General features: G+C 32.3%; 21 protein-coding genes. 12 read left to right on the top strand and 9 right to left on the bottom strand.

The window, feature by feature from the left end; genetic code table 11:
- The first annotated feature begins 121 nt into the window (after positions 1 to 121).
- The 11 genes from H6X70_RS14500 to H6X70_RS14550 all read left to right on the top strand — a co-directional run bounded on the left by H6X70_RS14500 (position 122) and on the right by H6X70_RS14550 (position 7,116).
- A complete protein-coding gene (locus H6X70_RS14500; RefSeq protein ID WP_194768415.1) occupies positions 122 to 1,240 on the top strand; it encodes an AI-2E family transporter in 1,119 nt (372 codons plus the stop codon).
- 35 nt (positions 1,241 to 1,275) lie between these two features.
- Positions 1,276 to 1,836: a helix-turn-helix domain-containing protein gene (locus H6X70_RS14505; RefSeq protein ID WP_194768416.1), complete on the top strand. Its 561-nt coding sequence runs from the start codon at positions 1,276 to 1,278 to the stop codon at positions 1,834 to 1,836.
- 6 nt (positions 1,837 to 1,842) lie between these two features.
- The gene (locus tag H6X70_RS14510; protein ID WP_194768417.1) at positions 1,843 to 2,289 is read left to right on the top strand and encodes a response regulator; all 447 of its coding nucleotides are present in this window, start codon (positions 1,843 to 1,845) and stop codon (positions 2,287 to 2,289) included.
- A gap of 3 nt (positions 2,290 to 2,292) precedes the next feature.
- On the top strand, positions 2,293 to 4,074 hold the full coding sequence (locus H6X70_RS14515; protein ID WP_194768418.1) for a sensor histidine kinase: 1,782 nt from the start codon (positions 2,293 to 2,295) through the stop codon (positions 4,072 to 4,074).
- A 386-nt stretch (positions 4,075 to 4,460) separates the two neighbouring features.
- Positions 4,461 to 5,042: a hypothetical protein gene (locus H6X70_RS14520; RefSeq protein ID WP_194768419.1), complete on the top strand. Its 582-nt coding sequence runs from the start codon at positions 4,461 to 4,463 to the stop codon at positions 5,040 to 5,042.
- 35 nt (positions 5,043 to 5,077) lie between these two features.
- Entirely contained in the window at positions 5,078 to 5,230 is a 153-nt protein-coding gene (locus H6X70_RS14525; protein WP_194768420.1) for a lmo0937 family membrane protein, read from the top strand.
- 44 nt (positions 5,231 to 5,274) lie between these two features.
- Entirely contained in the window at positions 5,275 to 5,535 is a 261-nt protein-coding gene (locus H6X70_RS14530; RefSeq protein WP_194768421.1) for a YtxH domain-containing protein, read from the top strand.
- Positions 5,536 to 5,640: 105 nt separating this feature from the next.
- The gene (locus H6X70_RS14535; RefSeq protein WP_194768422.1) at positions 5,641 to 6,117 is read left to right on the top strand and encodes an outer membrane protein; all 477 of its coding nucleotides are present in this window, start codon (positions 5,641 to 5,643) and stop codon (positions 6,115 to 6,117) included.
- An 18-nt stretch (positions 6,118 to 6,135) separates the two neighbouring features.
- Complete coding sequence (locus H6X70_RS14540; RefSeq protein ID WP_194768423.1) at positions 6,136 to 6,591, top strand: ferritin-like domain-containing protein; 456 nt, start codon at positions 6,136 to 6,138, stop codon at positions 6,589 to 6,591.
- Positions 6,592 to 6,710: 119 nt separating this feature from the next.
- Positions 6,711 to 6,872, top strand: coding sequence for a DUF1328 domain-containing protein (locus H6X70_RS14545; RefSeq protein WP_194768424.1), 162 nt, complete (start codon positions 6,711 to 6,713; stop codon positions 6,870 to 6,872).
- A 46-nt stretch (positions 6,873 to 6,918) separates the two neighbouring features.
- Positions 6,919 to 7,116 (top strand): hypothetical protein, encoded by a 198-nt coding sequence (locus tag H6X70_RS14550; protein WP_194768425.1) that lies wholly within the window; start codon positions 6,919 to 6,921, stop codon positions 7,114 to 7,116.
- 195 nt (positions 7,117 to 7,311) lie between these two features.
- Here H6X70_RS14550 and H6X70_RS14555 read toward each other — a convergent pair whose 3' ends face one another.
- From H6X70_RS14555 to H6X70_RS14570, 4 genes are all read right to left on the bottom strand, one after another.
- Positions 7,312 to 8,277 (bottom strand): D-2-hydroxyacid dehydrogenase, encoded by a 966-nt coding sequence (locus H6X70_RS14555; RefSeq protein WP_194768426.1) that lies wholly within the window; start codon positions 8,275 to 8,277, stop codon positions 7,312 to 7,314.
- A 110-nt stretch (positions 8,278 to 8,387) separates the two neighbouring features.
- Positions 8,388 to 9,032 (bottom strand): outer membrane beta-barrel protein, encoded by a 645-nt coding sequence (locus H6X70_RS14560; RefSeq protein WP_194768427.1) that lies wholly within the window; start codon positions 9,030 to 9,032, stop codon positions 8,388 to 8,390.
- A gap of 86 nt (positions 9,033 to 9,118) precedes the next feature.
- Positions 9,119 to 9,793 (bottom strand): hypothetical protein, encoded by a 675-nt coding sequence (locus H6X70_RS14565; protein ID WP_194768428.1) that lies wholly within the window; start codon positions 9,791 to 9,793, stop codon positions 9,119 to 9,121.
- A 120-nt stretch (positions 9,794 to 9,913) separates the two neighbouring features.
- A complete protein-coding gene (locus H6X70_RS14570) occupies positions 9,914 to 10,384 on the bottom strand; it encodes a hypothetical protein (protein ID WP_194768429.1) in 471 nt (156 codons plus the stop codon).
- Between the two features lie 398 nt (positions 10,385 to 10,782).
- Between H6X70_RS14570 and H6X70_RS14575 the strand changes: the two genes are divergently transcribed.
- Positions 10,783 to 11,193: a hypothetical protein gene (locus H6X70_RS14575; RefSeq protein ID WP_194768430.1), complete on the top strand. Its 411-nt coding sequence runs from the start codon at positions 10,783 to 10,785 to the stop codon at positions 11,191 to 11,193.
- Between the two features lie 246 nt (positions 11,194 to 11,439).
- Here the strand turns inward: H6X70_RS14575 and H6X70_RS14580 are convergent, their stop codons facing one another.
- The 5 genes from H6X70_RS14580 to H6X70_RS14600 form a co-directional block, all read right to left on the bottom strand.
- Positions 11,440 to 12,180: a YqjF family protein gene (locus H6X70_RS14580; protein ID WP_194768431.1), complete on the bottom strand. Its 741-nt coding sequence runs from the start codon at positions 12,178 to 12,180 to the stop codon at positions 11,440 to 11,442.
- Between the two features lie 150 nt (positions 12,181 to 12,330).
- Positions 12,331 to 12,927, bottom strand: a complete 597-nt coding sequence (locus tag H6X70_RS14585; protein ID WP_194768432.1) for a hypothetical protein — start codon at positions 12,925 to 12,927, stop codon at positions 12,331 to 12,333.
- A gap of 37 nt (positions 12,928 to 12,964) precedes the next feature.
- The gene (locus H6X70_RS14590; protein ID WP_194768433.1) at positions 12,965 to 15,376 is read right to left on the bottom strand and encodes a thiamine pyrophosphate-dependent enzyme; all 2,412 of its coding nucleotides are present in this window, start codon (positions 15,374 to 15,376) and stop codon (positions 12,965 to 12,967) included.
- A gap of 173 nt (positions 15,377 to 15,549) precedes the next feature.
- Positions 15,550 to 18,297: a metalloprotease gene (locus H6X70_RS14595; RefSeq protein ID WP_317171476.1), complete on the bottom strand. Its 2,748-nt coding sequence runs from the start codon at positions 18,295 to 18,297 to the stop codon at positions 15,550 to 15,552.
- Between the two features lie 215 nt (positions 18,298 to 18,512).
- The gene (locus tag H6X70_RS14600) at positions 18,513 to 19,202 is read right to left on the bottom strand and encodes a TIGR00730 family Rossman fold protein (RefSeq protein WP_194768435.1); all 690 of its coding nucleotides are present in this window, start codon (positions 19,200 to 19,202) and stop codon (positions 18,513 to 18,515) included.
- Positions 19,203 to 19,247 lie beyond the last annotated feature (45 nt).

The raw sequence follows: 19,247 nt of genomic DNA on the forward strand, positions 1-19,247 counted from the left end.
AAGAACACAACACAATTAATAGCACAAATAAACTGCCCGAAAGCCATTTTATACTATATTGTAGGTTGGTTATTTGGTTAATATTATGGTAGTTAGGGCATTTTAAAATAAAGCAGACACAATGGCAATAAAAAACAACATTAGTTTATCTCATAATACATTAAACATCGTTGGTTTTATAGCCATTGTGTTTATTTTATATGTATTAAAACCTATTATCATGCCCTTATTATTGGCCATGATTTTGGCGGTTATGATATTTCCTGTTCAAAAAATATTCGAGAAAAAACTACGTTGTAGCCGTTTATTGGCGACATTAATTTCCATTTTTATCGTAATTGTTGTTACCTCTTCATTAGTATTGGTTATTTATTTACAACTTAATAGTATAAGCCATAACGGAGAAAATTACACAGCAAAAATTTCAGAGTTATATTATAAAGCCATAAACTATTTTGAAGAGACTTTAAACATAAGTAAAAGCAATTCTTTAACCAATAAAGATCTTAAAATTGAAGACTTAGTAAAAGGCAATGTTGAAAAAATAGGCGCTTTTATTTCGCAGTCTGGATCGCTATTTAGCAACCTATTTTTAATCCCGATTTACTTGTTTTTCTTTTTGTATTACAGACGCTTTTTACGTGTTTTTGTTTATAAATTATTCAAGAATAAGCCTAAAAGCTTTTTGAATTTTATGATTAAAAAAATATACAACGTACAACGAAGTTACCTTATAGGTTTAATAAAAGTGATTCTAATTGTTGGCGTTTTAAACACCACAGGATTGCTCATTTTAGGGATAGAGAACGCCGTGTTCTTTGGTTTTTTTGCCGCTTTATTGCTTTTAATCCCTTATGTTGGGATCATTATAGGTTCGTTAATTCCTGCCGTAGTAGCTTTAGTAACTAAGGATAGTGCTTGGTATGCCTTTGGCGTTATTGCCATTTTTGGGTTTATTCAATTTGTAGAGGGCAATTTTATCACGCCTAAAATAACAGGCTCTAAAGTAAACATGAATGCTTTTGCAGCCATAGTTTCCTTAATAATATTTTCCATGCTTTGGGGGATTTCTGGGATGATTGTCGCGTTACCTATTATGGCCTCATTAAAAATTATTTTTGATTACACACCAGGGTATCAAGCTTATGGTTTTTTATTGGGCGAACCTGTAGATCAGCATCTTCAAAGTACAGCGCGAACACGCCTAAAACGTTGGAAAGAAATTAGAAAAAAACAGTAATATTGTTATACATTTACTGCAACAACGCCTAAAATATGACTGTATATTTAAAATTTGATTTTCATGCTGTTTGTAAAAAAGTTCTTGAAGACAGCCTACAAGCTCATGATATAAAGTATAACCTCACAGGTTTTGGTGAAGTTGAACTTCTACAAAAACTAAGCCCAGATAAAAAACAAGATCTTGCCGATACTTTACAAGCCTACAATATTGAAATTGTTGAAAACCAAAAGAGTGTTTTGGTGCAAAAAATAAAAGATACCATTATCGATATGGTTTTTAATGAAGACACCGAAGTTAACGTAAAAACATCGGCGTATTTGGCAGATACTTTAGACCATAGTTATGGGTATTTATCTAATTTGTTTTCTGAAATTACCTATACATCCATTGAAAACTTTATTATTCTTCAAAAAATTGAATATGCCAAACAGCTTATCATAAAAAATAATTTGAGTTTAACCGAAATCGCTTTCAAACTTAATTATTCTAGCGTGGCGCATTTAAGCACACAATTTAAAAAAACAACAGGCATAACGCCTTCAGCATTTCAACGTATTATTTCTAAAAGACGCGAGATAAGTCAACAACAATAACCAACTATGCAAAAAGATTACATTCATATAATTTTAGCAGACGATGATGAAGATGATCGTATGTTTTTTACCGATGCTTTTGAAGAATTAAAAATAGGTACCAAAGTAAAAACCTTTAACGATGGTGTTTATTTAATGGATTATTTAAATGCTGAAGACTGCAATTTACCTCATGTTTTGTTTTTAGATTTAAACATGCCGCGAAAATCGGGATTAGAATGTTTAAATGAAATTAAAGCAAATTCGAAATTCAACGATATCGCTATTGCCATTTATTCCACTTCAGCTTCAGAAGAAGATATCGAGAAAACCTTTGTTCAAGGTGCCAATATCTACATTAAAAAACCTAGCAGTTTTAAAACTTTAAAAAAAGTACTTTCCGAAGTGGTTACCACAAATTGGCAATACCATACAAACGGATTAAATAAAGACAATTTTTTATTAAGATTATAGATTATGCCTTATAGAGTTTACCAAAAACCCTGGTTTGTAAAAACCGTTTTTTATGCCTGTTCGTTTGTCATTCTTTTAGTTGGAGGGATTACGTACCGGAATATTAGCGATTTATCTCAGGCCTCAGATTTGGTAACGCATACCTATAAAATTAATGTAGAGCTAGAGCAAATTTTTTCTTATTTAAAAGATGCTGAAACAGGGCAGCGGGGCTCTATTATAACAAACGATGCCCAATATTTGGAGCCTTATTATTCTGGAAGGGAAAATATAAACAACAGTTTTGTTGAGTTAAGAGAACTTACAAAAGACAACCCAAAACAGATTGAAAATTTAAAAGAATTAAATAAGCTGATTGATGTAAGAATGGCTTGTTTTCAAAAATCTTATAGCTTTTATGCTGCTACAGATATGAATAATCCTAAGTTTAAGGAGAATTTTTTAGCTGGTAAAAATGCTATGGAAGCAGTTCGAAATAAGATTAAAGAAATGATTCTTCTTGAAAATAAATCTTTAGAAGCGCAGCAAGTCGAACTGCATAAAAACTTAAAAGTTACGCCTATATTTTTATATTTTGTACTGTTAATGGCTTTATTACTTATGTATGGCGCTTATGCAAAAATTGCTTCAAATTTAAAAAGGCTGAAAAAATCGAACATGCAATTGGAAATGTTCAAAGAGTCTACAAATTTATCTGAAATTGTAAGTAACCACGGAAATTGGATCTGGAATGTTGAAGAAGACACTTATATTTATTCTGATAACTTGTACCGATTATTGGGTGAAGAACCTCATGCTTTTCTGCCTTCTCTAGAAAAATTCATGGAATTTGTACACCCTAAGGATGTTAAAAAATTAAATAAAGCTGTTGAGAAAATGATGGCTTCTGAAAATTTACCATTTACTTATTTTAGAGTGGTACACAAATCTGGAAAAGTAAGGCATTTAAAAGCTTTTGCTAAAAAAGTAGTAAACAGCGAAGGTAAAACCCAACTTATTGGAACCACAACCGATGTTACCGAAGAAATTAAAAGTTTTAAACTTTTAGAGCAGCGTAATCACGAGTTAGAGCGCAACAATAAAGAGTTACAGGCCTTTAATTATGTGGCAAGTCACGATTTACAAGAGCCTTTAAGAAAAATTCAAACTTTTTTATCGCGTCTTGAAGACAAAGAATCTGAAAATGTTTCTGAAACCAGCTTAAAATATATCGATAGAATTAAAACGGCTGCTACAAGAATGCGTTTACTTATTGATGATTTGTTGCAATTTTCTAGAACCAACAAAGCCGATAAAGCTTTTGAAAAATCCGATCTTAATTTACTGTTAGAAGATGCCAAACAAGATTTAGCCGAAGTGATATCAAAAGAAAAGGCAGTTATTAAGGCAAACGAATTACCCAATATAAAAGTGATTCCTTTTCAATTTCAGCAATTGTTTATCAATTTAATAGGGAATTCTATTAAATATAAATCGGAAACACGTACGCCAGAAATAAACATTGCTTATTCTAAAATTCGGGCGGTAGACGAGCCTAAAATTAAAAAGAAAAAAGGATCGTATCATAAATTCACTTTCACCGATAACGGTATTGGTTTTGATAATACTTACGCTAAAAAAATATTCATCCTTTTTAACCGTCTTCATAATAAAGACGAATATTCTGGAACAGGCATTGGCTTATCCATTTGTAAAAAAATAGTGGAAAACCATAAAGGTTTTATTTTCGCCGAAGGCCAACCAGGAATAGGCGCAACGTTTACGGTTTATATTCCTTTGAAGTAGTTTATTTGTCACTAAAACACTCATATGTCTCCAGGGGATATTTAAAACCAAGAAGCTTTAGAATTATCACATTGATTTCAAACTAGTATTATCACTCTTTGTTGTTAATTTTAAATAGATTGGTAGAGTTATCCCCTAGAGGGGATTATAGGGGTGTCCGCCCTGTAACTACCACATTTCCATCAAAAATATTGAAATCCTATAAGCATTCCTAAAAATGCTGTAACGCCAAAAGTGCTGTTCTTCACGAACTTTGTAGTGTAGTTATTTAGTAAGTATTATAGTATTGAAACTAGTTGATGCGAATTATATAACGATTAAAAAAAATGATGTAATGAAAAACAACAAGACTCATGGCATCTTTGTAACAGAAAAAGTATTAAAAAATGAAATCTAAAATGAATATTAAGGCAACTTTGACTACCGCGAGTATCGCGTGTTTCATTTCAGTTTCTTTAATATCCTGCGATTGGATAATAAATAAAAAGAACAAAAATATTTTTAGTGTAAACCAAAGCAAGGTAAACACTAAAAAAGATGAAGCGCGATTACTGGTTCAAGCAACACAAAATAATTTAGATGTTATTGAATTGTGTCAAATCATTAAAGAAGCCAAACCAGTACCTAAAGTAAAAACCTTAGCAGACGATTTAGAAAACGTTCATAAAAATATTTTTAATGCTTATGAGGCTTTAGCGCAGGACAAACTAATTTCAATTCCTAGGCATTCTAATATTGTTTTTCAAACCGCAAACGATTCTTTAAATGAAATCGAATCACGTGTTCTTGTTGAAGCAAATTTAGAACGCATTACAGAAAAATTAGTGAAGCATATCGAATTGCTTGAAACACTATCTAAAACCACAAATAATAAAGATTTTAGACGGCTTTCAAAAAAAACAGATTCTGTTTTAACGCTAAAATTGGTTAAAACAGAAGATACATTAAGCTGGTTAAAAGCCTCTTAAGATTCAAACAAAATATTAACCCTAAAAAAATTACCATGAGAAGTTTATTATACATCATAGCAGTAATCCTTGTAATTGGTTGGGCATTAGGATTTTTTGTCTACAGTTTCGGAGGATTAATACACATCTTATTAGTTATCGCGGTAATCGCTATTCTACTAAGATTAATAGGCGGAAAGTCCGTTTAAAAATTAAAACAAATCAAATTATAAATTTAAAAAACAAAAACATTATGAAATCAAATAGTTTATTAGCAACAGTAGCAGGATTAGCCGTAGGAGCCACTTTAGGTGTATTATTTGCACCAGATAAAGGCGAAAAAACAAGAAAGAAAATCGCAGATAAATCCTTAGAAGCCAAAGATCATTTAAAAGATAATTTGGATGAGTTTATTGAAACGGCTTCAGATAAATATGCTTCTATAAAAGAAGAAGGGGAGTCGCTAATTAAATCCACCAAAGAAAATCTGATTAAGAAGGTAAAAAGTGCTTAATCAAAAGAGAGAAACACTTTTAGAAGAATAATCATCAGCCAAAGCTTCGGCTTTGGTTGTTATAAAATTTAAATAAAAATTTAAAATTAACATCCCGAACAAAATATGAAAACTCTATTAATAACTGCTGTAATACTAACAACCTCAATTTTTACACTTAATGCACAAAGCATTTCAAAAAACGCATTGGGTGTACGCTTAGGTGATAATGACGGATTTGGAGGTGAAATATCATATCAACGCTATTTAAAAGCAAATAACCGTTTGGAATTTGATTTGGGATGGCGAGATTCTAAAAACATAGACGCTTTCAAATTAGTTGGATTATACCAATGGGTTATGCCTATTGAAGGTGGTTTTAATTGGTATGTTGGTGCAGGAGCAGGAGTTGGTTCTTTTGAAAATAAAAACAATAATGACGATGGCGCTTTTGCCTTAGTAGCCGGAGATTTAGGTATAGAATACAATTTTAATATTCCGTTAATGTTATCATTAGATTTTAGACCAGAATTAGGTTTTAACGATTCCTATAATGATGATCTAGATTTTGATATTGGATTAGGAATACGTTATCAATTTTAATCAAAAAAAACAGAAAGCATGGAAACAACAAAGAATAACACCGAAACCGTAGAGGTTTTACAAGAACTTTTACAGAAAAATTACGACGCCGAGGAAGGCTATAAGCAAGTTATGGTTAAAACTGAAAATGTAGCCTTAAAACAATGGTTGCAAAGTAAAGCCAAACAACGCAGTTCTTTTGCAACAGAGTTAGATGGTAAAATTCGTGAATTGCATGGAGAACCTGTTACATCTGGTAGTATTTTAGGAGCCGCCCACCGTGCTTGGATTGATGTGAAAACAACATTGAGTTCGGATACCGACGAAGCGATTTTAGAAGAATGTTTAAGAGGCGAAAAAGCCAGTGTTAACGAATACGAAAAGCAGCTTGAAAAAGTTAATTCGAAAACCGAAGTAGGTAACCTATTAGAACACCAGTTGATAAATATAAAGCTTGCTTTAAATACGGTTAAAAGAATTGAAGATATTGTATAGATTAAAAATTGCTATGAAAAAGAAATTTTAATCTCAATATTCACTATTAAACGATGCGCACCTTTCTTTATGGAGATAAAGAAAATGGAAGATACTTATTAACTTAAAAATCAAAAAATATGTTACGTTGGACAATCACATTTATAATCATTGCAATAATAGCTGGAGTATTAGGCTTTGGTGGCATCGCAGGAGCCTCTGCAGGAATTGCTAAAATTCTATTCTTTGTTTTTATTGTATTATTTATTTTATCTCTAATTAAAGGGCGTCCCAAAGTTTAAAACAACATAAAATTGAAAATATTATTAACCAATAAAATTTAATAAAATGAAAAAATTAGCATATATATTTATAGTAATACTATCTGTAGGAACATTATTTACAGGTTGTAGAGACCAGAAAACAGCAGGTGAAAAAATTGAAGATGGCGTAGAAGAAGTAGGCGATGGTATTGAAGATGCCGCAGATGATGTGGGTGATGCCATTGAAGATGCTGCCGACGACGTTGAAGATGCTGTCGATTAATTATAGCATGAGTTTAAGATTAATTTAGGCTGTTTAAAAAGTGAAGTTTTTGTCAACCTGAGCTTGTCTCAGTTTCTCATAAAATCAGGTTTTTCCTGTGATGAGTCTCTGAAATAAATTCAGAATGACGGATTTAAACACTTTTTAAACAGCCTTTTTTTTATATGATAAAAGAACAAGCATAAAAGCCTGATGTTATTTATTCACAACGTTTATTGGGTTTCCAGCAATAAAAGCTTCAATGTTTTTTACAGCAGTATCCATTAAGCGCATTCTTGCTTCTTTTGGCGCCCAAGCAATGTGTGGTGTGATCATGCAGTTTTTAGCATCTAACAATGGGTTGTTTGTTTTAATAGGCTCTTCGGAAACCACATCAACTGCAGTACCAGCAACTTTCCCAGAGTTTAAGGCGTTTTTTAAATCCTCTTCATGAATTAAAGGCCCTCTAGAGGTGTTGATAATCATAACTCCATCTTTCATTTTATCAATGTTATTTTTATTGATAATGCCTTGCGTTTCTTCCGATAACGGACAATGTAAACTGATAAAATCTGACTGTTCAAAAAGAGATTCTAATGACACATATTTACAAGTTTCAGTTTCTAATTCAGGATGTTTTGTTCGACTATAAGTAATAATATTTAAACCGAAAGCTTGAGCAATTTTGGCTGTAGCCTGACCAATACTGCCAAAACCAATAATACCCATGGTTTTTCCTTCCAATTCAATAAGCGGATAGTTCCAGAATGAAAAATCGGGGCTTTTACTCCAATCGCCGTTTTGCACCGCTAAATTATGATTGCCAACATGATGACACATTTCTAGCAGTAAAGCCATGGTAAACTGCGCTACAGACTTTGTGCTGTACGATGGCACATTGCAAACTACAACACCCTGCTTTTTTGCAGCGTCAACATCAATAATATTATAGCCCGTGGCAAGCACGCCAATGTATTTTAATTGGGGCGCTTTTTCTATAACTGCTTTTGATATGGGTGTTTTATTGGTAAAAATAATTTCGGCGTCACCAATGTTTTCTAAAATCGATTTAGAATCTAATGCCGTACGATCGTAAACAGTTAAATCGCCTATTTCTTCAAGGTTTTTCCAACTTAAATCGCCCGGATTAAGTGTATAACCATCTAATACTACTAGTTTCATAAGTTGTTATTTTAAAAGAATTATTATAAAGCAAAACACCCTTTATCATTTCGAATAAAGGGTGTTTTGTATAAATTAAAAAGGATTTTACTTAAAATTCAATAGCTTTTTTAGGCTCCAAATTTAAATACTAATCCACCGCTAAATCCACCTAATACGATTGTGCTTTGTGTACTCACTCCACCAGAGAATCCTCCAGTTCCTCCACCTAAATAGAAGCCACCCCATTCAACAGGTGTAAATAAGTTACCTTGTAAATTTATCCCAATGGCATCGGTAAGCATAATATTAACTCCGCCTTTTACAAAAAATGAAAACCTGGTATCATTTTCCATATCGTATCTAATAATATCACGATTTTCGTTTTTAGGGCTTGCAACAACAAAACCTAAACCACCTCCAAAGAAAGGTTTAATTTTTTCGTTTCTTCCTAAGTAGCTTGTCGCTCCTAAGAAAAACCAATCCATGTTAAGGTCTGCTAGTCTTGATCTGTTCGGGCTATAAATACGATCTTTAATATCTAATTGTGTACTGTGGTTAAAATAAGATAACTCGGCAACCACATTCGGCCTAACGTACATACCTGCTGTAACACCAAATTGGTCGCTATCATTAATGGCGATGTAGTTTTGACCGTAGTATAATTTAGTGCCAAATTGATAGCCGTATGAAGGTGTAATCTCAAAAGTTTGAGCAAACACAGAAGACATAGGTGCCAAAGCAATAAGAAAAAGTAATAATTTGATTTTTTTCATAATAGTTGTTTTAAGAAGGATGATTAATTAATTATAAGTGTAAAATAATATTAAAGATGTTTGAGGGAAAAAGAACCTTAATTTAATTATTTCTTCTTCACACCATTTATAATGGTTTTAGCATAGTCTTTAGCTAAATTATGACCTGTTTCTAGGTTATCAATTTTAGAAGTTACCGAGGCTACTAATTGCTCTTTATCTTCTAAATCTAAATTGAAAACAACGGTTTCTAAAATATAAATTTTAGCTGTTTGGGTATCCATTTCTACAGGTTCGTAAACACCAGCAAAACTTGGTGGTGGTAAAGTACTGCCGTAATAGCCAAAAAAGCCCATGTAATATAAATTGGTATAGTTTCCAATGGTTGCACCCGCTTCATGTCCACCAGAAACAGTTGTTTTAGAAAGTTTTTCAACGCCAATCACTCTACTGTAAACAATACCATTAAAACCTTCTTTTTTCAGCTTTGCTTTAATTTCTGAAATTTGGGCTTTGGTTAATGTATCATTCGGATTTAATTCAGGAAATTTTTCATAGCTAGAAGTTGCACTTAATTTCTCTGCGCGAAGTTGTTTGGTAATCTGTTTTTCATAGGATTCTCTAATTTTTTCTTTTTTAGCTTTAACAATAACTAAAATGTTTTTAGTTTTAATTGTAGCTACATCTTTAGAGGTCCAATGGTTAACTTCTTTAACACCAGAACATCCCGAAAATAAAACGATTAAGCTTAAGCTTAGGAATTTGAAAATTGAATATTTCATTTATAAATTTACGTTAGTTTTTAAGAATTTTTTTTCAAAATTAACAACAAATATAAACTTTGTGTGGCATTAATAAAGAACCTCTATTGTTAATTATTGAATATTTTTTTGTTGTGAATGCTATAGTTCTTCAAGCATGATATTGTAATCATACTGTAAATCTTCATGCAGCGTACCAATAATTTTTTTAGCGAGTTCTAATTGGCGGTTATACACATTTTGTAATTGTGCACTTTTTGAGATTGATGGTCTAAAGGCTTTTAATTGCTGACAAAAATAGAGTAGGAGTTCCACTTCGGTTTCTTTGTTTTGGGAATAACGCACAAACTTTTTAACGTTGCGCAATATTTTTCGAACACTTTTTCTGATGTAGAAGAAACTATCACGATTTATGGCTTCAAATTCTTCATCTACATAGCGTTTTACACTTTCAATATAATCACTTTCATGATGCGACTCAAACAGTAAATAGGTAAGAAGTTCTTTGTTTTCCTTTTTAAAACGAGATAAACGCAAACAAAGTTCTTGAAGTTCTTCCGAAGAAAGGGTGTTTAATTCTTTTTTAATTTCTCTTACCGATACAGCTTTCATGAATGTGGTTTATGGTTTTGTAAATGTAAAAATAAACTGATTAAAAGGAATACCCCTTGCTGTAATGATTTTGTGTGTGATATCTAACGTTGATTATGCTCCATATTTAGTTCGTTTCTAGATTCAATTTTTCAAAAAAATTATTTGATTCAGCAAGAAAGTTTTTTCAATCAACTTAATTTTTAGTATAAGGGATTTCAATGTATTTGTGTAAGATATTTTACGCGGTTAAGCAATTAATCTAGTAAATAAAATTCGTATAGAAACCTCTGTATTATTTTTTAAACAACTAGTATTAGGTTAGTTAGATGTGAAAAGTATTATGGTGTGTTAAATTTTTATTATATTTATAAGAGTGATTTATTAAGGACAATGTTTTTGAAATTAAATCAACTATTATGAAAACAATTAGAGTTATAGCAATAATCCTAATATTTTTATTGGGATTTAATTATACTTCTGAGGGACAAGTTTTATCTCAAGAAAAAAATAGATCGCCTCAAGAACAATATGATTTTCATATAAAGAAAATGAAATCAAATAGAACAGCTGCATGGATAACTTTAGGAGGTGGAGCAGGAATGCTTATTAGCGGTGTTGTAATTAATATTTCAGAGAATATTTTTGATGATTCATCTAAAGGTCTTGTTTTAGCCGGAGTTGGATTAGCTACTTCCCTTGTAAGTATACCTCTTTTTGCGGCAGGGCGTAAACACAAAAATCAAGCTAAAATTCAATTGCAAAATGGGGCAGTTGGGTTTAATAATGAATTTAGGTTTTCGGGCATTTCTATATCGTTTTCATTTTAGAACTTTTGCTTCTCTCTAAATTATATAAATAATGTAGCCTTTAATTAGGGGGCAAAATATGCGTGGGACTAAGAAGTTTGTAATGTTAAGTAAATCAACAGATACGATTCCTTGTTTCCTTCATATAAATACCAGTGGTTTTGAGTATGTTTTTGGCGTGTATATACGTAACTAAAATCTGAATAGAATTCCAACGTCATCTAGATACAAAGAGTTTGATGAGTAGGAGAAAACCAGTCATTAATTTCAGAAGTCTTTGTAGCTGGTTTTTTCTATTTTATTCTTTCCCCAAGCAATAACTTTTACGCCTTTTGAGTAGTGCATTAAGTTTGGTTTGTTTTTAATGAGTTTGTTGAATCTCGGATAATTAACTTCTAAATTTTTTAAGCTAATTTCATTTAACGGCCATTCTATATGATGAATTTCAAAAGTGTTAATGGATTTAACCGTGTCTTGAAAAAGCACGTATTTTTCGGTTAACCACTTTTCCAATTCGGTTTTCTCAGTAATTTCTTTTCCTATCTCAAACTGAATATTTAATTTGTCTTTAAATTGCAAGTTATTGGATACATATTGGTTTTCAGTCCGTTTGATATTTGAAAACCGATATGGAAGTTCAGACATACCTTTAGCAACTTTACAAGACAAGTTTTTTCCGCCTTCAATACTTAAAAAATAGACTCCAGTTTTGTTGTTTGATTTTACATAAGTCCGAACATTAATCTCATCGAAATTCGAAATTAACGGGAAAGCAGGTAAGTTTTTTGGTCGTATCTTTTCCATTGTAAAAGCAACAACCGAAACCCAAGGTTTTCCTTCAAAAAGATCAATTTCAAGTTCTTTTGGGATAAACTTTTTTATTTCGGATAATTCCACTTCCCAATGAAGAAATATAGCATTATTCCACTCTTGATAAAATTTCCATTTTTCATTTGGAACTTCCCAAGGTCTGTGTTTTGTCGTATTTAATAGCTCTCGGATTGTCATTTTAAAAATCACCTATATTGGCCTTGTATATGAAAAGTAGCGGATTTTACTAACTAACTTTTCGGTTAAACACTGACTTTATTTATATTTACTTACTTTCGTTTTAGCGATAAAACCGCTATTGTTTTTATACATTGTTGTACAACGTTATTATTTATGGAACTTCCAATCTTTAGGTGCTATTTTCAAGTTTTTTTCTTGAAGCCATTTTTTTAACTCTAAAATAGCACTTTCAGGAATTTCTTTTTTGCTCTTAAAATTATTTGAAGCAATTGTTAATAAAGGATAATCAATATATTCTTCTTTTTTGTTAAAATAATGAACAATACCAACAATTCCTTTTTCGGTGTTATAATCAAACCACATAAATCCCTTTTCATCACAGGAATGTAGTCTGCATGCGCTAATTACAAAGTAGTTTCTTTCTTCATTAAACACAATATTATCAGGAGGACCACCAATGGTTTCATTAAAGATATGGGTAAAAGTAGATTCGAATCCCAGCATATAAGAAAAAGACTCTCTTGGAACTACTTTTTTATGGATTCTATGAAAACGTTGATCCCAAATTAAAGAATTAGTTGTTTTGTTTTTATATTGAAATAACCAATCATAATTTAAAGTAGTTTTATTGTCTTTAACTATATTACAAGCAGAAGATTTAACATTATGATTATTCCTGTTTTTTTTCACAAAACAAGAATATATGGTAGAAGTCAAAATTATTATGCAGGTTAATTTTTTCATATGTTGTACAACTTCTTTTATAAGCTATAAAACAAACCTATCTAAGTTTCGGGAACTTAAGCGGATTGGTTTCGTGCATCACTGCGTAAACAGCTTCGTAGATATCTTCAGCCGATGGTTTCGAGAAATAATCGCCATCATCGCCGTAAGCAGGTCTGTGCGATTTGGCAGTTAAGGTTTTTGGTGCGCTATCTAAATATTGAAACGCATTTTGTCTGTTTAATATTTCGTCTAAAATATATGCCGAAGCACCTCCAGGAACGTCTTCATCAATAATCATAACCCGATTGGTTTTAGCAATACTTTTTACGATATCATGATTTAAATCAAACGGAATTAAAGACTGTATATCAATAATTTCAGCATCAATGCCTGCCGCCAATAGGTCTTTTGCAGTTTGTTCTACGATTCGTAGTGTAGAACCATAAGATACTAAAGTAATGTCGGTACCCTCCTTAATGGTTTCAACAACGCCTATAGGTGTTTTAACCAGGCTTAAATTATTAGGCATTTTTTCTTTTAAACGGTAACCATTTAAACACTCTACAACAATTGCAGGATCGTCACCTAAAAGCAGACTGTTATAAAATCCAGCAGCTTTGGTCATGTTTCTAGGTACTAATAAATTAACCCCTTTTATAAGGTTTAAAATACCGCCCATTTGCGATCCAGAATGCCAAATACCTTCAAGGCGGTGGCCACGAGTTCTTATAATTAATGGCGCTTTTTGTTTGCCTTTTGTTCTGTAATGTGTGGTTGCTAAATCGTCGCTAATTATTTGTAGGGCGTATAAGATGTAATCCAGATATTGAATTTCGGCAATGGGTCTTAAACCACGCAATGCCATGCCTATACCTTGTCCTAAAATAGTCGCTTCTCTAATGCCTGTATCGGCAACACGAAGTTCACCATATTTAGCTTGAAGTCCTTCTAAACCTTGATTTACATCACCAATATTTCCAGTGTCTTCACCAAAAATTAAAGCTTTTGGGTAGTTTTTAAAAATAGCATCAAAGTTATCGCGTAAAATTATTCGACCGTCAACCAGTTCAGCTTCATCATCAAAGGTTGGCTTAATTTCCTTAATACGAATATTAGCGCCTTGGGTTTGGGAGTATAAATGCGAACTAAATTTAGGTTGTACATTTTCAATAATCGTATCAATCCAAATTTGAAGTTTACGTTTTTCTTCAAAAGTTTCAGAAACTAAATATCTTAATGTTCTTCTCGCATTTGATAGTAAATCTTTACGAGTAGGCTCATCAATATTCGATAAATTCTCGACTATTTTTGAGATAAAAACACCATTTGCGCTAATTTTTGCAATGGGTTTTAATATCGAAATTAATTCTTGTTGCTCTTTAGTTATGGGTCTTAAAAAGGTGTTCCAAGCATTTTTTTTCGCTTCGCGAACATCGCGTTTTGCAGCGCGTTCAATCTCAATAAGGCCTTCGTTTGTAGAAATACCACTTTCAATAATCCATTCACGCATTTTAAGGTTACAATCGTGATCGGCTTCCCATTCTAAACGCTCAGCATCTTTATAACGTTCGTGCGATCCTGAAGTAGAGTGGCCTTGTGGTTGTGTAAGTTCTAAAACATGAATTAAAACAGGAACATGCTCGTCTCTGGCAATTTTTCCTGCTTCTTGGTAAGTTTCAACCAAATTGGCATAATCCCAACCTTTTACGCGTAAAATTTCAAAACCTTTATTGTGTTTATCGCGTTGAAATCCTTTTAATATTTCTGAAATATTCTCTTTAGTAGTTTGGTGTTTGGCATGTACCGAAATTCCGTATTCATCATCCCAAATACTAATAACCATTGGTACTTGTAGTACACCTGCAGCGTTTATAGTTTCAAAAAACAAACCTTCACTGGTACTTGCATTTCCTATGGTACCCCAAGCCACTTCGTTGCCTTGGTTAGAAAAGTTTGCCGTATTAATGCCTTTAACGTTTCTAAATATTTTCGAAGCTTGAGCTAAACCTAGTAAACGTGGCATTTGCCCAGCTGTTGGCGAAATATCGGCACTCGAATTATATTGATTGCTTAAATCTTTCCAGCTGCCATCATCATTTAAACTATGCGTAACAAAATGACCGCCCATTTGGCGCCCGGCAGACATAGGTTCTAATTCTAAATTGGTATTGGCGTAAAGGCCAGAAAAAAACTGTGTTGGCGTTAGTTCGCCAATGGCCATCATAAAGGTTTGGTCGCGGTAGTAACCAGAGCGCCAATCGCCTTTTTGAAATGCCTTAGCCATGGCTAATTGTGGCACTTCTTTACCATCTCCAAAAATTCCAAATTTGGCCTTTCCTGTTAAAACTTCTCTTCTGCCTAATAGACTACATTCTCGACTTATTACGGCCGTTCTATAATCATTTAGGACTTCGGTTTTAAAGTCTTCAAATGAAAGGTTGTTGTTCAAATCGGATAATGTTTGCATAGAAGCCGTGCTTTTACAGTTCTCGCAAAAGTAGTTAATTTTCTTCTTTTTTACAATTAAATTTCTTGTTAAAGTGTTGAGAATAATGCAATAGATTTAATAAAAAACAGTATTTTGTTGTGTTTTTTATATTAAAATAGCAATTTGTATTGTAATAATTAAAAAATAAATTTTTAAAACCAGCGTCTTCTAAACAATCCTAAAAGCGATTCTGGGTCTAATGTGAAGATAAATCGGATGCGTTCACTATAACTAGGTTGTGCAATTTCCCATCCTAAATTGGAATACACGGGGAAATATAATTCGAAATAATCGGTTACTAAATTTATACGAACACCGGTGCCATATACAAATTTAGGGTCTCTAAATTTATTTTTAACAACTCCCACATCGCCGTATAATAGAATATAGCGCCATAATGTCGTACTTGCATTTAAGGTGGTAATCCATTGGTTGGCAAAGGCTGGGTCTAATTTTGATTTAAAACCACCTTCGGCAGGAATGTATTGCTGACTAAATATTCCAGAAGATTCAGATCTTCCAAGGTAATTGTAATCAAACAGGTAGTCTGTTGGGCGGTCTAAGGCAAAACTGAAAAAATTGGAATCTAAATCGTTATTATTCGTTAAAAATGTTCCTGCAAAGGCTCTTAAATTAATTTGACGGTTATTTTCAAATAAATGGCGGTATTCATAATTCAAGGATAGTTTGCTAAATTTTTCACTTACTTGAAAATCGACGTACCATTTATTAAAAGTGATAAGGTTGTCATTCGAAAAAATATAACGCGTATTAAAAACTCCGTAATTTGGGTCTGTGCTTGTTACTTGATGCAATTCGTCTTCGTCTCTGTGAATATCAACATATCTAAAATACAAAGCACCTCTTTTGTTCGATCTAAAATCTTTATCATCTCTATAAAGAAAGGTTACCGAAGGCGTTAAGCGTCGTACAAATAAATCTTCGGCAAAAGATTTATACGATCCCACAAAACCATAATTTACATAATATAAATCGCGGTTTCTTACATTATGTGTTTTTGAAATGGCCAACGAACCCGTTACTGTGTTCGAACCAAAGGAATATTGTGGTGATATTTTATAGTTAAACATACGACGTAAAACCGTTTTGTTATAGGCTTTCAAACCTAAATTAATACCATCGTAAATATTGTCAAATTCAACAATAGGCATTAAGAAAACCTGACTGTAATTAGGGTCTTCAATGTCTTTAAAAAGCCGAACTTGTAAGGGTTTATTATTGGAAAGCGCTCCTTTTAAAGACTTCCAATTGTCTCTTGCGTTAAACTCTGGAATGGTATTATCGTAATTTAAAACCAGTTTATCGGCATCATTTCTAGGGATGGTTACGGTTTTGTATTTTGAAACATTTTCCACCCAATGTTTAGAAACCACAGTATCGTTTTCAAGCGCGTAAAGTGATACAGGCATGTTATTATTGCCTTTGTTTTTTATGGTTAAGGTAATAGAATCGGCTGTTTTTGATACTTTTTTAATTTTAAAATCTATTATTTTTCTTGTCGATAAATAGTCTTTAAAAAACCAATCGATGTTTTTATCGGTAAGCGATTTTAAATAGATTTCGAAGTCTTTCGTGGTTGTGGGTTTTAGTTTGTTGTCTTTAACAAAAGTTTCAATACCATGCTCAACAACATCATCACTTACAAAATCATCTAAATATTTAAGTCCTGTACCAGCCTTGTATTTGTTTGCTATGTTTTTATTGTATTTTAATAATGAATCTTTGGCTTTTGTAAGTTCTTGGTCGCGATTACTTCTAGCCATAAGCATGAAAGCGAGAATGTATTTATCGTTAAATTTCATGTCGGAAGCATGAAAAGGACGTGCCGCCCAAAAATCGGCAATTTTGCCTAGAAACTTCATGTCAGGATAATGCTTCTCTACATAATTCATCATGTAGTAAATTTGAATACCATCAATAAGCCACTGTTCTTTTCTAGGGTTAATTAGTAATGTGTTTTCTAAATAATTGTACAAAGCAATTTTTAGAATTTTAAGTTCATATTCAAAATTGGTTGGATATGTTTTTATAAATTTTGGTAAAAAATTTAAGCCGTAAATGGGGTCTTTATTGTAATCAATTCTAGACAGTAAAAGTTTTTTATGAGGGTATTCACCGAAATTTTGAACGATAAAATTAGTAACCCTTTCGGTAATTAAAACCTGGTCTAAAACATCAACACCGCTGTCGTCTATATTTGAAATTATTGAAAAATCATCCGTTTGAATGGTGTTGAATCGAGAAATCTTTTGAAGAAATAATTTGTTTGAATTCCTGTTTTTTCCTTCAAGACTAATAATTTGATTATCATTTGATTGAACACTGTTAATTACATTTAAATCTGAAGTAAGTTCGTGACTGTTTGGATATTCAATTTCTAATGAAACATCGGCTGAAGGAATGAATAAATCATCTAAATTTTTATTACTATAATATTGCCATTCGCCATTGTAAACAGCAGGCGTAATGTACCAATAACGCAAATTAACATCGCCGTAATTTGTTATTCCGTAACCTGTAAATGTGTCGTACGGAATTTTAACAACATAGTCTAATTGAAGGCTGTAAGATTCGTTTGGTTTTAATGCTGATTTTAAATGAACTTTTATAATATCTATTTGATTTGGAAGCAACTCAAAAGCTAAATTTTCGCCATTTTGTTGAATATGGCTAATGGCTGAAAAACCACGATCTTCATCATTCACTAAATGAAATTCGTCTTTATATTCTTCAGCTAACCGTAGCGCAAGTGGCGTGTATTTAGAAGAATAACTGTTGTTCCAATCGTTTAAATAAATGTCTTGTAAAGTGTCGCTACTCGTATTTTGATATTGAATAGTTTGCGAAATTTTAATTTGTCTATTTTCAATATCAAACACAGCTTTTAGGTCAATCTTATTCTGACTGAAATTTAAAAAGCAAATGAAGAAGAATAATAAACAATTAAAAAGACGTAGTCTCAATGTGGAGTTGCGTTTAGGTTAATAATTTCAAGCCATTTTGCCGCAATATAGTGAAATAAAGGGCTTGTAATTTGACTTAAATCAACTAATTAAAATCAATATAATACAAACGATTTGGGGCTTAATTTTGTTTAGAAATTAGGACTTAAATCTGAGCTCTTATAAAAATGATCCAGAATGTCTAGTACTTCATCTTCGGTGTCAACCAAATGAATTAAATCTAAATCTTTCGGACTGATGTTGGCATGCGTGTCTAAAAGCGTGGCTTTAATCCATTCTAGTAAACCTTTCCAAAACTCTGTGCCTACAAGTATAATAGGGAATTTGCCTATTTTATGCGTTTGAATAAGGGTAATCGCTTCAAAAAGTTCATCTAAAGTTCCAAAGCCTCCAGGCATTACAACAAACCCTTGAGAGTATTTTACAAACATAACTTTACGGACAAAAAAGTAATCGAAATCTAAATTTTTATCAGAATCGATATATGGGTTGTCGTGTTGTTCAAAAGGCAATTCAATATTTAAACCTACAGAGGTTCCGCCAGCTAAATGAGCGCCTTTATTTCCAGCTTCCATAATTCCGGGGCCACCACCTGTAATCACACCATAACCACCTTCAACTATTTTTTTTGCTACATTTTCTGCAAGTTTGTAATATTTATGATCTGGTTTGGTTCTTGCCGATCCGAAAATAGACACACACGGACCAATTTTGCTCATTTTTTCAAAACCACTTACAAATTCGCCCATAATCTTGAAAATGGCCCAAGAATCATTAGTTTTTATTTCGTTCCAACCTTTAGGATGTTGTTCTAATGTCATAATTTTTTTGAATTTATTTTGTACTAATTCGTTTTAACTTTTTAG

The organism is Tamlana sp. I1, from assembly GCF_015355625.1.
Classification (GTDB): domain Bacteria; phylum Bacteroidota; class Bacteroidia; order Flavobacteriales; family Flavobacteriaceae; genus Pseudotamlana.